We start from the raw sequence: 14,462 nt of genomic DNA on the forward strand, positions 1-14,462 counted from the left end.
CTTTTTCCACATTTTTTTCTTTATGATTATCCAATATCAACACAAAGGATGGAAACATGAAACGACGAGATTTTCTTAAACTGAGTGGATTTGCTCCTATAGGTTTTATGGGATATGGCTGGATGGGCCATGGTTGGATGGGTAGAAGAGATTCTACAAATAGTAATACTTTGAATCTAAAACCAAAAAAGAGTCCTTTACCAATACCAAAACTACTTGATCCAATAATTGAAAATGGGACCAAAAAATTTCATCTAAACATTCAAGAGTCCCATCATACTTTCTTTGAAAATATCAATACAAAAACTTATGGCATAGAGAGTACATACTTGGGACCGACACTGCTTCTAAGACGAGGAGAAAGTGTAGAAATTGAGTATAAAAACAACTTACCAGAAGCTACCACAATGCATGGCCACGGTATGCATGTACCTGCGATAATGGATGGAGGTGTACATCAAGTTATCAATCCAAATCAAAAATGGAGTGCAAAGTATACTGTTAATCAACCAGCTAGTACTTGCTGGTATCATCCACATTTGATGGGAAAAACGGCTGAACAGGTCTATATGGGGCTAGCTGGAATGATAATTGTAGAAGATGAAGAGAGCAAAAATCTTAATATTCCACAAACCTATGGAGTCGATGATATTCCAGTTGTTTTACAGGATAAAAAGTTTGATAGCAGTGGTCAAATCGATTATTCACCAAATCGTATGGAAATAAGAAGAGGCTATAAAGCAGATACATTCTTGGTCAATGGTGCGATAGAGCCATACTTTAATGCTAAAACTGGATGGCTGAGACTAAGAGTTTTAAATGGTGCAAATGCAAGAGTTTTTAAAATCAGCTTTGGTCCTTTTAAAAGATTTTATCAAATTGCTACAGATAATAGCTTTTTAGAGCAACCAATAGAACTAAACTCTTTGGTTTTAAGTCCTGGTGAGCGTGCTGAAATTGTTGTCTATGTAGATAGAGATCTTGTATTACAAGATCGTAATACTTCTAAATCCCTTTTATATATATTCAAAGATGAGAGTATAGGATTGGTTGATTCGCTTCCAACACAGCTTACCAATTTAGAAAGATTAAATATCCATGATGCAAAAAGAGTGAGAAGATTTGTTTTGAATATGCGAAGAGGACATATGGCAATAAACTCAAAAATTATGGATAAAAACAGAATAGATGAAAAAGTACCGGTTGATGAAATCGAAATTTGGGAGATTATTAATCCAATGCATATGGTGCACAATTTCCATATCCATGCAACTCATTTTGAAATAATCGAGAGAAATGGAAGCGCAAGAAATGTATTGCCAAGTGAAAGAGGATTCAAAGATACTATTTATATGCCACCACATTCAACCGCAAAAGTGCTTGTAAAGATGAAACACTATGTAGATGAAGTACATCCATATATGTACCATTGTCATATATTAGAGCATGAAGATGATGGCATGATGGGACAGTTTACTGTCGTTTCAAACTTTTAAAAGGATGAAACATGAAAAAAATCGCAATAGTAACGCTCAGTGCAATGCTTCTTTTTGCAGTTGGCTTTCAAAAGCATGTCAAATACAGAGGTTTCAAGATTGACATAGTCTCTCATAAACCTTTGAGTGTTGGAGCAAACTCTTTTTTGCTTCATATCAACAAAAAAAATATTAAAGATGTAAAAGTTAAATTTTTCATGCCAGCAATGCCCAGTATGCCGTATATGGAAAGCTGGGCTAAAATTGAAAAAAAATGATCAAGGTTACAAAGCCAACGTAAAGTTGCCTATGTTAGGAACATGGCAGGTACATATTTTTATTACAACAAACAGTGGTAAAAAGTACCGCATTAAAACTTCGGTAAACATCTAAAATGAAACGATATTTCATAACAGCAGCGATTTTTGGTTCGCTGCTGCAAGCTCAAAATATCGATACAATTGTTCAGAGGGCTTTACAAAAAAAACAACTCTTTACACTCCATTCAAATACTTCTAAGAAAAATGGATATAGAGTATAAAAAAGCAAAAAATTGGGAAAATCCAACTTTACAATTTGCAGTAAACGATCTTCGTTTGGATGCACCGTTTTTGCGAGATCTTGAACCTATGCAGACCCAACAGATTAGCATCACGCAAAAAATTCCAACATTGGGAAAAAAGAGTTCGATGCAAAACTGGTCAAACAAAAAAAGCAAGTCATTTTTAAAGATCTTGAGGTTGCAAAAAATAGGCTTGCATTTGAGATTTTTAAAAATGCACTTTTTTATCAAAAAGCAGTCCAAAAGCAAAAAATAGTAAATAACTATATTCAACTTGTTAAACAAAGTATTGATCTTTATAGCAAAATGCTGGTTGTGGATAGCAGCTACCATTTGGCTTTGATGCAGAGCAAAATATTCTTATCTGATCTAAAAACCACGCAAGAAGAGCTTGTTTTTTTACAAACAAAAGCCCTGCACACACTCTCGTATCTTGCTTCACAAAAAATTACTCGTATCGATCCAATTCAAGATATCGAAATAGATAAAAAAATTTTTCCACAGATTGAAAAACTCCAGGAAAAAAAGCGCTATCAACAGCTTTTAGCAAAAAGGTATCTTTTAGATGAAAAGAGCGATATAAACCTCAATGTAGGCTACTTTCAAAGAGCAAACTTTGATGATTATATCTCCATCGGTATTTCCATCTCTTTGCCACTATACGGAACGGAAAAACTGCGATCTCAAGAAGCAAAAATTGAAGCGATGTCGATTGAATCCAAAAAACAAGATGTGCAAATCTATGTGCAAGAGGAAATTGTCTCACTATATGAACAACTAAAAACCCTCCAAACACAAATTACACTTTTGCAACATAGATCTCTCAAAGAGGTAGACCACTCTTTGGATCTCGTTCGATCTCGCATAAGCTCGGGAGATATGCTTTACAAATATCTTGATACGCTCAAAAGCAAATTCGCGATTGAACTAAAACTTATCGATTTTAAAATCTAAAAACTTCTAACGAAAGCAAAGATCAATTATTTAAATGGAGCTTATAAATGAGACTATTACTTATGTTTCTTTTGCCTTTTTTGTTGTATGCAGAAAGGCTGAGCATAGAGCAGCTTTTCAATGTCAAAACGACAAAAGTTGCACAAAAAGATCTTTTTGTGCAAAAAACATACCCTGCCATAGTGAAACTCGATAGAAGCAAAATCGTCGATATTGCTCCACGATTTTCTGGATATGTAGAAAAATTGTATGCGAAAGAGCCGTTGCAACATATCAAAAGAGGCGATGTTTTAGCCCTTATCTATAGCCTTGAAGTCTATAACGCAAAAGAGGAGTACAAAAACTCTTTAAAATTTGGTCTTGACAAGAGAATGACAGCAGCTTCTTATCTAAAACTAAAACTTTTGGGGCTTCCAAAAGATGAACTCAAAAATCCTACAAAAACTTTAACTATTACAAAAATAGTAGCACCTATTGATGGATTTTTGCTCAAAAAAGATGTTTACCCAGGAAGTTTCTTTCAAAAAGGAAAAACAATTTTTCGCCTCGCATCAAATACTCATTTTTGGATAGAGGCTCAAATTCCAAGTAAAGATATCGATTTTTATAAACAATCTGTCTCGATAATAGCCCAAGTACAAAATGAAAAGTTACAAGTAAAAAAACATAAACTACTTCCTCTTTTGGATACAAACAGTGCTCTTGCAATAGTGCGTCTTTTTGTTGAGGCAAAAGGTATTCTTGCAGGAGAATATGCCAAAGTTACCATAATAGAGCATAAAAAATCGATTCTTGTTATACCAAAAACAGCAGTTATTCGCAAAAATGGCAAATGGTACGCCTTTAGAGTTGGCGAATATGAAGGAGAATATGAACCGGTTGTCGTTCAAATAAAGCCACTTAATAACAGATACTATCAACTCATCTCTGGGCTTAAAGAAGGTGAAACGATTGCCGATAGTGCAATGTTCTTGCTTGATAGCGATGCCCAGATAAATGGACTCTACAATGATTGAAAAAATTATAGAATTGAGCGCAAAAAATAGATTCTTGATTCTTTTATTTGCCCTCATTTTTGCAGGAGCATCCTATTGGGCCATAAAGAAAACGCCTCTTGATGCGATACCTGATCTCACCCTACCTCAAGTCATCATACAGGTCAAATTTCCTGGACAAAGCCCAAAAATCATAGAAGATCAAGTCACCTACCCCCTTACAAGCTCTTTTTTGGCAATATCTGATATCGATACGGTTCGAGGCTTCTCAACTTACGAAAATGCGCTGATTTACATCATCTTTAAATATGGAACCAATCTTTATGATGCAAGAACGAGGGTGTTGGAGGAACTGAGCAAAGTTGCACCTACCCTTCAAAAATGCAGAGGTAAGCCTTGGACCAGATGCAAGCGGTGTTGGATGGGTGTATGAGTATGCGCTGGTTAGCAATACAAAAGATTTGGCCCAGCTTCGCACATACCAAGACTACACTCTTAAATATGCACTCTTAGGCATTGATGGTGTAAGTGAAGTTGCAAGCGTTGGCGGATTTATTCCAAATTATCAAGTGACAATCGATAATCACAAACTCATAGAACATGGTCTTTCAGTCAAAGATATAGTTAAAACGCTAGAACTCAACAACAACGATGTTGGCGGCGGCATAACGATACAAAATGGGTATGAATGGATGATTCAAGCACGTGGCTACATCAAATCCCTTCAAGAAATTGAAGAGCTACCCATTAAAACAACACAAAAGATTCCACTGAAAATCAAAGATATAGCAAGAGTCGAATGGACTGCCCTGCCAAGACGAGGTCTAGCAGATCTCAATGGTCAAGGAGAAGTGGTTGGAGGAATTGTTATTGCAAAATATGGTGCAGATGTCTATGCAACAATCAAAAAAGTAAAAGAAAAACTCTCACAACTTCAAACCAAAGATATCAAAATTATCCCTACATACGATCGAAGCAGACTCATAGAAGATGCTGTAAGCACACTCAAAGATACACTCATTGAAGAGAGCATCATCGTCCTTGTAGTGATCGGTTTTTTTCTTTTTCATTTTAGAAGCACATTGATCGTATTGATCGTTTTGCCACTGACTATCGGTCTAACATTTTTGCTTATGAAAATTTTTGGTGTAGGCTCCAATATCATGAGCCTTGGAGGTATCGCTATCGCTATTGGGGCTATGGTGGATGCGAGTATTGTCATGATAGAGAATGCCCACAAAAAACTGGAGAGCATCAAAAATAAAAATACATTAACGCCAAGCAAGAGAGTTTCGCTCATCATCGAATCGTGTCAACAGGTCGGTCGTCCAATCTTTTTCGCCTTAGCTCTTGTCATCGTCTCTTTCCTACCAATTTTTGCTATGCAAGGGCAAGAGGGAAAGCTTTTTACGCCACTTGCCTTTACAAAAACCTTTGCTATGAGTGTGGGAGCGATCTTGGCTATTACGATAGTACCGGCTCTTATGATCTGGTTTATAAAAGATGTTCCAGATGAAAAGAAAAATCCAGTCAATAGATTTTTTATTTGGCTCTATCATCCATTTATCGTCATAGGATTGAAACTGCGCTACATTCTTATCCCCCTTTCGGTAGTTTTGCTTCTTTTTTCCTATCCACTTTATAAAAAGCTCAAATGGGAGTTTATGCCACCCCTCAATGAAGGTGTTTTGATGTATATGCCGGTTACTCCCTATGGCATTAGCATCGATCAAGCAAAGATACTTACACAAATGACAGACAAAGTAATCACTAGTTTTGATGAAGTGGAGACTGTCTTTGGAAAAGCGGGACGTGCCGATACTGCAACTGATCCGGCTCCACTTTCCATGATAGAGACAATCATAACGCTCAAGAATGAAAAAATAGATATGAAAAAGCTGTTGCAAGATTTGGATGAGGCGGTGCAAGTTCCGGGACTAGTCAACTCTTGGACATACCCTATTCGGGGCCGCATCGACATGCTGCTTAGCGGTATCAGAACACCCCTTGGCATCAAACTCTATGGTGATGATATAAAAAAGCTGCAAATATTAGCCAAAAAAATTGAAACGAAACTTGCCGCTTTAGCCCAAACAGAATCGGTTTTTGCCGATAGAAGCGATACGGGATACTATATCGATATCGATACAGATCCCAAAAAACTTGCTTTGTATGGATTAAAAAGGTCTGATATATTGGATTTTGTAAGCTTCGCAATAGGTGGGAAAAGAGTTACAGTGAAACTCAAAAACATTGAGCGCTATCCCATTTCGATTCGATTGGAAGAGGAGCAAAGAAACAGCCTTGAAGCGATCAAAGAGCTTCGTATCAAAACAAAATATGGCTATATTCCTCTAAAAGAGATAGCCAATGTCCATTATGAACAAAGCGCTTCAGTTCTCAAAAGTGAAAAAGCAAAACTGGTCACCTACATCTATATCACTCCAATGCAAGGAGTGGGTGCATCAGAATATAAAAAAGTTGCACAAAACGCCTTGCAAAGCCTAACCCTACCAAAAGGATACTTCTATGAGTGGGCTGGTAGCAGTGAGTATCTACAAAGTGCCATGAATACGTTCAAGTGGATCGTTCCATCGGTGCTTCTCATCATTTTGATACTCATCTATTTTGCTCTTGGTGAAATTGTACCAACGCTCTTTGTTTTTTTGTCTTTACCTTTTGCTTTTTTGGGAGGACTGCTTTATATCGATTATTTGAGTTTTAATATGAGTGTTGCAGTGGTTGTCGGATTTTTGGCACTGCTCGAAATTGCAGCTGAGACTGCAATCGTTATGATTATCTATCTCAAAGAGAGCGTGGAAAAATATGAAAGGCTGGATAAAAAACTACTCGTTGAAGCGATATATGAAGGTGCTGTTCAAAGAGTTCGTCCTAAACTGATGACCGTTTTTGCAATTTTAGCTGGTCTACTTCCCATTATGTACACCAATAAAACAGGCAGTGAAGTGATGCAACGAATTGCTGCACCCATGATCGGTGGAGTTGCTACATCTGCAATTCTTAGTCTAATCATTATCCCGCTTTTATATATGATCTACATCCAAATTTCCAAAAAAATCCGCTAAGGGGTTCTCCCCTTGCTTTACACAATTTTTCCACACCCTTTTGCCTACAATAAGAAAAAAAGGAGTCAATATGCATTGGATGCAAGGTCATTTCATGGGATTTGGATGGATTTATATATTAATACTCTTTGCTATCGTTTTGTACTTTGTCACAAGAAACTCTGACAAGAAAGACCCAAAGTCGATTCTTGATGAGCGGTTTGCAAAAGGAGAAATCAGCAAAGATGAGTATGAAGAGGCACTGAAAACTTTAAAGGATCATTAGTATAATAAGTAATAAAAGAGTCTCATAAAGGGTAAAACTGATGAAAATACTGCTTTTGGAAGATGATACTCTACTTAGAGAATTAATGGTCGAACATTTGAATGAAAAATATGAGACAGTCACTTTTGACAATGGTGAAGATGCTTTGGAGTATCTTTATGAAAATAGAGTAGACCTAGCTCTGCTTGATATCAATGTCCCTGGACTTAAAGGCGATGAACTACTCAAAATTTTACGAAAGGAGCGTAATACGACTCCGGTCATTTTCATCACCTCAAACGACAGCTCATCCGATGTCAAAAAAGGTTTTGATATAGGGTGTGATGATTACATCAAAAAGCCTTTTGAATTTGAAGAACTCGATGCTAGAATCGAGCATGTAAAACGTATCTATGGACTGCAAGAAAAGATAAAGATCGGTGATTTTCTCTTCGATCCTGTAAGACATATACTTATTAAAGATGATGAAACGATTCAACTCACCCCAAAAGCAAGTGAAATCCTACACTACCTCTATACCCACAAAGTAGTCACAAAAGAGGATCTCATTGCAAATATATGGAGTTATGATGAAGTTCCCAGTGAAGCAACAATTAGAAGCTACATTAAAACGTTGCGCAAAATTTTTCCAAATATAAAAACGATTCGAGGAAGCGGCTATGAGTTTGAGCCGCTCTGAAAAAAGAGCTCTTTTTCGATTTTTTTCACCTATATTATTGCTGTCGGTATAGTTATTGTCTCTTTTGCTTATTTCCAATATAGTATAAAAAAAGAGTCCTTAAAAGATAAAATAGTCGCAAAACTCCAAAGAGAAGCTTTTGACATAGCTTCTAGTGCTATCGATGCACAAATGGAAGGAAAGAAATTTGTCATTCCTCAAGGAATTAATTTTTTACTGTTAGATAAAAAACAAAAGTTTATAAAAGGAAATTTTCATGAAAAGATATCACTTGATAAATCTTTATCTTTTAAAAATGATTGCATCTATTATGTAGATAAAAGTGCAAAAGGACATCTTGGCATAGAGTATATTGTTGTCAAAGAGTGCGGTATCAATACAAAATACCGAAAAATACTGAAAAATATTGTACTATTGAGTTTGCTCTATTTCCTCTTTCTCCTTGGTATCGGATGGTATCTTGGCAAACTCTTTCTTCAACCTATGCGAGAAAGCCTTGAGAGTCTTGATAGATTCATCAAAGATAGCACCCATGAACTCAATACTCCCGTTACAACACTGCTACTAGCTACCCAAAAATACAAAAAACAAAGAATCCTAAATATCTTGATATTATCATCATGAGTGCAAGACTCTTAAGCAGTATTCATCAAGATCTTACCTATGCAACACTTGCAAAAAAAAGAAAAAATTATCTACAACAGGTCGATATAGTATCCATAATTGAAGATATTCTTCGATTTTTTGACGTTTTGATCGATCAAAAAGGTTTGACTATCTCAAAAGAGCTACACGCTTGCACCATAGAAGCAGATCCTGATGAGATAAGACTACTCATAAAAAATCTTATAGATAATGCTATTAAATATGCGTTTAAAAACTCTGAAATTAGAATCACTCTGCAAAATTGCAAGTTGAGTATCTCTAATAGGTCCAAACCAATACCACATAAAAAACTCAAAACAATTTTTGAGCGATATCAAAGAGCCGATAACGACCAGGGAGGCTATGGGATAGGTTTACATATAGTTCAGCGTATTAGTAAAAAGTACAAATTCTTAATCACTGTCGAATCAAACGAGGAAAGAACTACGTTTACTGTTACTTTCAATCAATCCATAAAGTGAAGCATTGAAAGAATTTGAGGATCAATTGTGTAAGGTTTGAGGGCATCTTTTAAGCTTTCAACTCCAAATTCTCCATCTTTATATACAACTATTTTGCTCGCTTCTTTAGCATTCAAAGCCTCAAGAGCTTTAAGTGCAAAACCAAAACCTAACATCCTATCTTTGACCGTAGGATTACCCCCACGCTGGATATGCCCCAGCACTGTCACTCTTGTCTCCATACCGATATCATCTTCAAGCCACTTTGCAATCTCTGCAGTTCTTTTCGTTCCTTCAGCAACTATGGCTAAAATATATCGTCTCCCTTCCTCTATCTCTTTTCTTAAAATTTTTGTAGCAAGAGGCTTGTTGAAATCCACTTCTGGTATCACGCACACCTCTGCTCCACTTGTAATAGCACTTACTGCAGCTAGATAACCACATTCTCTCCCCATCGTCTCAATAACGAAAGCCCTGGCAAAAGTTGAAGCGGTATCTCTAATCTTATCAACCGCGTCTCGAATAACATTTAAAGCCGTATCTACGCCAAGACACAAATCCGTTCCATATATATCATTATCTATGGTCGTTGGGATACCTACAAAATTAATAGAAAACTCTTTATTAAAAAGATCTAATGCTCTAAAACTCCCATCTCCTCCCATAACAACTATTGCATCGATATCGTGTGCTTTGAGATTTTCATATGCTTTTTTTCTATACTCTTTCTCATACCATCTCTTTGATCGGGATGAGCCAATAATTGCTCCGCCTCTGTGGATGATCCCAGCAACATCTTTATATATTGCTTTTGCAATCCTCCCATCAATAAGCCCTTCAAGACCATCGAATATAAAGTATGGTTCATGTCCCATTTCATAGGCAACTTCTACAAATCGTTTGATTGCGGGATTCATTCCTGGTGCATCACCACCACTTCCCATAATTGCTATTTTCATTTAAAAGCCTTTTTTAATATAATTTACTAAAAAGTAGTTATATGCATTGCTATTTATTGTACGATAAAAATATTAAACATGAGATTATAAGAGAGTACTCGCTTCTCATATATGAGCATCTCCATAAGCATCCTATAAAAAAAGAGTTCCATGATAGAATAGTTGATTTCCCTCCATCATCAATTATCTTCTTGCTTGCTGGTGATAAAGAGATCAAAGCATGGCTGCATTATGCAAAAGCGAAAAATTTTACTATCTATATCATTCCCTATGCTTCCAATCCTTTAACACAGAAATATTTTAATCTCCCCCCATCTCTTGAAGAGCTTTTTTCACTTACCACGAAACAGCACTATTTTACATACTGCAACGAAAAACTCCTCTTTTCATCAGCAGTGATAGGTGATAAAAGGTGGATAACAAATCAAAATATTTTTCTCTCATTTTTAAAAAATTTCTATAATATTCGCCTTTTTAAAACAAATATAGAGCTTAAATCTCAAAAATTTATCACTGCATCACTATTAATAGAAGCCGGAGATGCAAGATATATCAAAGAAAAAAGAGAAGCCTTTTTAACAGATACCCAAACTGGATGCAAAAAAGTAGCTGCTGTTATCTATGCACCAACAAGTATAATAGAAGCTCTTAAACTGCGCTATTTCCTTGTAAAAAAAGATCAAAAATTTCTTCCTAAGGGCATAGGGACTTTAGTAACAGATAGCATCAAACTCAATGCAGAAAAAGAACTTACACTTATTTGTGATAATGAAGCACCAATAACCTCAAAAAATGTAATACTCAAAAATGTCCCGACAAATCTCCAAATAGTATCAGGAACAAAGCCATGTCCTAAAGAGGAAAAAGAGACCATAAGGGTCGATCGCCTTCCAAGAGATGAGGAGTTTATCAATTTTTATACTAAAAGAACTTTGCCATTTTTACCCATAGCTCCAGAAGAGGCCTTTGCAGATCTTTTTAAAAAAATAAAAGATAATGCAAAAATAAGCATAGAGTATACAGTTTTACTTCTTATTAGTGTTTTAATGGCAACTTTCGGCCTTTTTCAAAACTCCTCACCTACCATTATTGGCGCTATGATTTTAGCTCCGCTTATGGCTCCGGTCATATCGCTTGCAATGGGAATCATTCGCTTTGATGAAACTCTTGTCAAAAATAGTTTCAAAACGGTATTTATTTCCACACTTCTAGCTCTTTTGCTAGCCCTCGGGTTTACAAATCTATTCCCAATAGAGCATATGACACAGCAGATGGCAATACGCACCAATCCTACACTTCTTGATCTTGGTGTAGCAATCCTCGCAGGACTTGCCGCTGCATATGGATATGCAAACTCAAAGGTTGGAGAGAGTTTAGCTGGCGTTGCAATTGCAGTGGCACTTGTACCACCTCTTTGTGTTGCAGGCATTGGTCTTGGATGGGGGAATCTTGATGTATTTTATAAAGCATTTTTGCTCTTTCTTGCAAACATTATAGGAATTGTTTTTGCAGCAGGGATAATGTTTTATCTTCTTGGCTACGCATCCAAAAGATACGCCTCAGCTGCACTTGCTATCAAACTCATGCTTTTGGTATCAATCTTTTTCCCGCTCTATATCGCCACGCAGACAGTCCTTAAAGAAGAGCGAATTTATATGCAGATCAAATATTTAAAATTCAAAGATGTAACACTGCAACTTGATAATATCCAATATCATAAAGGAGGAGCAACTCTTTTTATATCGGTTTTGAGCAGTAAAGAATTGAATATTAAAGCTAAAGAAACGATTTTACAGAAAATCAAGAAAAAATTTCCCCATGAAAAACTCATCATTTCATTCAAACAAGTTTTATGAAGTCTTGCCGGCTTGGCCGGCAAATATTTTTTATAGATCCTTTTCAATCTCTTTTTTGAATGTATCAAAATAGATATTTTTAAGTTTCTCCATATCTATATCAATATCACAAAGCTGAAATCTATTGCCACCAATTGTTCCAAGTGGTATCGCATGGATACCAATCTCATTTGCCAGCTCTTCAAGTGCATGCATATTTTTTGGGTCAATCTCTACAAGTGCCCTGCTAAATGTTTCACTGAAAATTTCTCTGCTATCTTCAAAGCAAAAATTGCCCAAAAATCCTTTGTCTCCCAATGCTGCCATCTTGGCTAACGCGATAGCGATGCCCCCTACCCCTACATCCTTGGCAGCTTTAAGCAGTCCTCGATTATTTGCTTCTATGACAAAGTCCCAAAGTTTGAGCTCTTTTTCATAGTCAATTTTTGGTAGTTCCCCTGCTACTTTTCCAAAAAGCTCTTTGAGATAGAGACTTCCTCCAAACTCTTTTTCTGTATCTCCTATGATATAAACTACATCATTTTCTGCTTGAAAATAAGATGGCAAAACTTTGTTGGCATCATCATTCAGACCTACCATGGCAATAGTCGGCGTTGGATAAACACTTACACCATTTGTTTCGTTATAGAGAGATACATTTCCGCTAACAACTGGAGTATTAAGCGCTCTACACGCCTCTTTGATTCCTTCCGTTCCTTGGGCGAACTGCCACATCACTTCCGGGTTTTCAGGATTCCCGTAGTTGAGACAGTCCGTGATAGCCAATGGTCTTGCCCCACTCATCGCTACATTGCGTCCTGCTGCCATCACTGCAGCTGCAGCTCCGCCTTTGGGGTCGATATAGCAGTATCTTGGATTACATTTGCTGCTCATAGCAATAGCTTTGCCATTCTCTTTGACGCGAATTACACTTGCATCGAGAGTTCCTGGGTGCTTAACGGTATTGGTTTGTACCATCGAATCATACTGCTCATATACCCAAGCTTTATTAACCACTTCAAGGCTACTCCAAAGCTTCTCAAATGCCTCTTGATCATCCACATGAGGAACTGTATCGATACTTGTCTCTTTGATATAGTCAAGATACTCTGGCCTTTTTGTTGGACGATCTAGCTCAGGGGCTTCTTCACTCACAGGTGCAACAGGAACTTCTGCTACCTTTTCACCATGCCAATAGAGCTCCATCACTCCTGTATCTGTTACTTCACCAATGATCTCTGCATCAAGATCCCACTTTCTAAAAATCTCAAGGACTTTTTCTTCTGTACCTTTTTTCGCGCATATTAGCATTCTCTCTTGAGACTCACTTAGCATCAACTCATACGGCGTCATCCCCTCTTCCCGCATTGGGACTTTGTCAAGATACATCTTCATCCCACTTCCAGCACGTCCAGCCATCTCAAAGCTACTTGAAGTAAGCCCCGCGGCACCCATATCCTGGATTCCAACGACATAATCCGTTTTGAAAAGTTCTAAACAAGCTTCAAGTAATAGTTTTTCCGTAAAAGGATCGCCGACTTGTACAGTCGGACGAAGCTTTTTTGTCTCTTCTGTAAAACTATCGCTACTCATAACAGCTCCGCCAAGACCGTCACGTCCCGTTTTGCTTCCAACATAGATAACAGGGTTTCCAACACCTTCGGCTCTTCCGTAAAAAATCTCATCTTTTTTACAAATTCCAAGACTAAAGGCATTGACTAAAATGTTGCCGTTGTAACACTCATCAAAACTTACTTCTCCACCGACTGTTGGAACACCCACACAGTTGCCATAACCACCAATTCCAGCAACTACACCTCGCACCAAATAGCGCTGGTGTGCACCAACTTCATCATCTCTTTTCACATCTCCAAAACGAAGAGCATTAAGGTTTGCTACTGGACGGGCACCCATAGTAAAAACATCGCGTAAAATTCCACCAACTCCCGTTGCAGCCCCCTGATAAGGCTCAATGAAACTTGGGTGATTGTGGCTCTCCATCTTAAATACAGCTGCCATCCCATCACCTATGTCAATAACACCTGCATTTTCTCCAGGTCCTTGAATCACCCAAGGCGCTTCGGTAGGGAAACCTTTGAGATATTTTTTAGAGGATTTATAGGAGCAGTGTTCACTCCACATGGCACTAAATATACCAATCTCGACAAGGTTAGGCTCACGTCCTAAAATCTTTTTGATATGCTCGTAATCTTCCATAGAAAGTTTATGTGCTTTTAAAACCTCTTGCAGATTTTCCATATGTAACCCTTGACTTGTATTAATTAGATTAATTTTACAAAAAGATAGATTAAAAATAGCCAAACAATCGAGGAAAAAGGTTATAGGAAATTAATATTAATAAATATCAATCAATTTTTGGAAGCAGTATAGCCTCTTTTACATTACCTCTAAACTCTACTTCTTCTGGCATAAAAACAAATTGCCAAGCTATGAGCCATGCTACAAAGGCATCAAGTTCATTATCATTTTGAATTGCTGGCATGGATACTGTCAAGTGCAACCTAAAAATGTACCAAGATGCGAAG

14 protein-coding genes and 1 pseudogene are annotated in these 14,462 nt (G+C 37.1%); 12 read left to right on the forward strand and 3 right to left on the reverse strand.

The window, feature by feature from the left end; genetic code table 11:
* Nucleotides 1-56: 56 nt before the first annotated feature.
* The 11 genes and pseudogenes from JG738_RS05815 (at nt 57) to JG738_RS05865 (ending at nt 9,143) form a co-directional block, all read left to right on the forward strand.
* Nucleotides 57-1,496: a multicopper oxidase family protein gene (locus JG738_RS05815; protein WP_201336994.1), complete on the forward strand. Its 1,440-nt coding sequence runs from the start codon at nt 57-59 to the stop codon at nt 1,494-1,496.
* Between the two features lie 11 nt (nt 1,497-1,507).
* Complete coding sequence (locus tag JG738_RS05820) at nt 1,508-1,753, forward strand: FixH family protein (RefSeq protein ID WP_201336995.1); 246 nt, start codon at nt 1,508-1,510, stop codon at nt 1,751-1,753.
* Between the two features lie 116 nt (nt 1,754-1,869).
* Nucleotides 1,870-2,016, forward strand: a complete 147-nt coding sequence (locus JG738_RS05825; RefSeq protein WP_201336996.1) for a hypothetical protein — start codon at nt 1,870-1,872, stop codon at nt 2,014-2,016.
* Complete coding sequence (locus JG738_RS05830; RefSeq protein ID WP_201336997.1) at nt 2,000-2,293, forward strand: hypothetical protein; 294 nt, start codon at nt 2,000-2,002, stop codon at nt 2,291-2,293. Before JG738_RS05825 ends, JG738_RS05830 begins: the two co-directional genes overlap by 17 nt.
* A 59-nt stretch (nt 2,294-2,352) precedes the next feature.
* Nucleotides 2,353-2,991: a TolC family protein gene (locus JG738_RS05835; RefSeq protein WP_236593244.1), complete on the forward strand. Its 639-nt coding sequence runs from the start codon at nt 2,353-2,355 to the stop codon at nt 2,989-2,991.
* Nucleotides 2,992-3,038: 47 nt separating this feature from the next.
* On the forward strand, nt 3,039-4,007 hold the full coding sequence (locus tag JG738_RS05840) for an efflux RND transporter periplasmic adaptor subunit (RefSeq protein ID WP_201336999.1): 969 nt from the start codon (nt 3,039-3,041) through the stop codon (nt 4,005-4,007).
* Nucleotides 4,000-7,072, forward strand: a pseudogene (locus JG738_RS05845) (efflux RND transporter permease subunit). Before JG738_RS05840 ends, JG738_RS05845 begins: the two are co-directional and overlap by 8 nt.
* Nucleotides 7,073-7,142: 70 nt before the next feature.
* Nucleotides 7,143-7,337 carry an SHOCT domain-containing protein gene (locus tag JG738_RS05850; RefSeq protein WP_201337000.1) on the forward strand — a complete coding sequence of 65 codons (195 nt, stop codon included), beginning with the start codon at nt 7,143-7,145 and terminating at the stop codon, nt 7,335-7,337.
* Nucleotides 7,338-7,377: 40 nt separating this feature from the next.
* Nucleotides 7,378-8,016 (forward strand): response regulator transcription factor, encoded by a 639-nt coding sequence (locus JG738_RS05855; protein WP_201337001.1) that lies wholly within the window; start codon nt 7,378-7,380, stop codon nt 8,014-8,016.
* A gap of 171 nt (nt 8,017-8,187) precedes the next feature.
* Complete coding sequence (locus JG738_RS05860; protein ID WP_201337002.1) at nt 8,188-8,640, forward strand: hypothetical protein; 453 nt, start codon at nt 8,188-8,190, stop codon at nt 8,638-8,640.
* Complete coding sequence (locus JG738_RS05865; protein ID WP_201337003.1) at nt 8,637-9,143, forward strand: HAMP domain-containing sensor histidine kinase; 507 nt, start codon at nt 8,637-8,639, stop codon at nt 9,141-9,143. The genes JG738_RS05860 and JG738_RS05865 overlap by 4 nt, the downstream gene beginning before the upstream one ends.
* Here JG738_RS05865 and JG738_RS05870 read toward each other — a convergent pair.
* Nucleotides 9,128-10,081 carry a 6-phosphofructokinase gene (locus tag JG738_RS05870; protein ID WP_201337004.1) on the reverse strand — a complete coding sequence of 318 codons (954 nt, stop codon included), beginning with the start codon at nt 10,079-10,081 and terminating at the stop codon, nt 9,128-9,130. The two genes, JG738_RS05865 and JG738_RS05870, sit on opposite strands and share 16 nt — an antisense overlap.
* A gap of 41 nt (nt 10,082-10,122) precedes the next feature.
* Here JG738_RS05870 and JG738_RS05875 point away from each other — a divergent pair, with 41 nt between their 5' ends.
* Complete coding sequence (locus tag JG738_RS05875; RefSeq protein ID WP_201337005.1) at nt 10,123-11,937, forward strand: TIGR00341 family protein; 1,815 nt, start codon at nt 10,123-10,125, stop codon at nt 11,935-11,937.
* A 30-nt stretch (nt 11,938-11,967) separates the two neighbouring features.
* Here JG738_RS05875 and purL read toward each other — a convergent pair whose 3' ends face one another.
* Entirely contained in the window at nt 11,968-14,175 is a 2,208-nt protein-coding gene (gene purL, locus JG738_RS05880) for a phosphoribosylformylglycinamidine synthase subunit PurL (protein ID WP_201337006.1), read from the reverse strand.
* A gap of 106 nt (nt 14,176-14,281) precedes the next feature.
* Nucleotides 14,282-14,419 (reverse strand): hypothetical protein, encoded by a 138-nt coding sequence (locus JG738_RS05885; protein WP_201337007.1) that lies wholly within the window; start codon nt 14,417-14,419, stop codon nt 14,282-14,284.
* Between the last annotated feature and the right edge of the window lie 43 nt (nt 14,420-14,462).

Origin of the sequence: Nitratiruptor sp. YY08-26, assembly GCF_016593215.1 — a bacterium.
Taxonomy (GTDB): domain Bacteria; phylum Campylobacterota; class Campylobacteria; order Campylobacterales; family Nitratiruptoraceae; genus Nitratiruptor; species Nitratiruptor tergarcus.

Excerpts from the sequence above, each read along its gene's own strand:
- JG738_RS05815 (WP_201336994.1), top strand. The coding sequence starts at position 57 with ATGAAACGACGAGATTTTCTTAAACTGAGTGGATTTGCTCCTATAGGT.
- JG738_RS05820 (WP_201336995.1), top strand. The coding sequence starts at position 1,508 with ATGAAAAAAATCGCAATAGTAACGCTCAGTGCAATGCTTCTTTTTGCA.
- JG738_RS05825 (WP_201336996.1), top strand. The coding sequence starts at position 1,870 with ATGAAACGATATTTCATAACAGCAGCGATTTTTGGTTCGCTGCTGCAA.
- JG738_RS05830 (WP_201336997.1), top strand. The coding sequence starts at position 2,000 with ATGGATATAGAGTATAAAAAAGCAAAAAATTGGGAAAATCCAACTTTA.
- JG738_RS05840 (WP_201336999.1), top strand. The coding sequence starts at position 3,039 with ATGAGACTATTACTTATGTTTCTTTTGCCTTTTTTGTTGTATGCAGAA.
- JG738_RS05850 (WP_201337000.1), top strand. The coding sequence starts at position 7,143 with ATGCATTGGATGCAAGGTCATTTCATGGGATTTGGATGGATTTATATA.
- JG738_RS05855 (WP_201337001.1), top strand. The coding sequence starts at position 7,378 with ATGAAAATACTGCTTTTGGAAGATGATACTCTACTTAGAGAATTAATG.
- JG738_RS05860 (WP_201337002.1), top strand. The coding sequence starts at position 8,188 with ATGGAAGGAAAGAAATTTGTCATTCCTCAAGGAATTAATTTTTTACTG.
- JG738_RS05865 (WP_201337003.1), top strand. The coding sequence starts at position 8,637 with ATGAGTGCAAGACTCTTAAGCAGTATTCATCAAGATCTTACCTATGCA.
- JG738_RS05870 (WP_201337004.1), bottom strand. The coding sequence starts at position 10,081 with ATGAAAATAGCAATTATGGGAAGTGGTGGTGATGCACCAGGAATGAAT.
- JG738_RS05875 (WP_201337005.1), top strand. The coding sequence starts at position 10,123 with ATGCATTGCTATTTATTGTACGATAAAAATATTAAACATGAGATTATA.
- purL (WP_201337006.1), bottom strand. The coding sequence starts at position 14,175 with ATGGAAAATCTGCAAGAGGTTTTAAAAGCACATAAACTTTCTATGGAA.
- JG738_RS05885 (WP_201337007.1), bottom strand. The coding sequence starts at position 14,419 with ATGCCAGCAATTCAAAATGATAATGAACTTGATGCCTTTGTAGCATGG.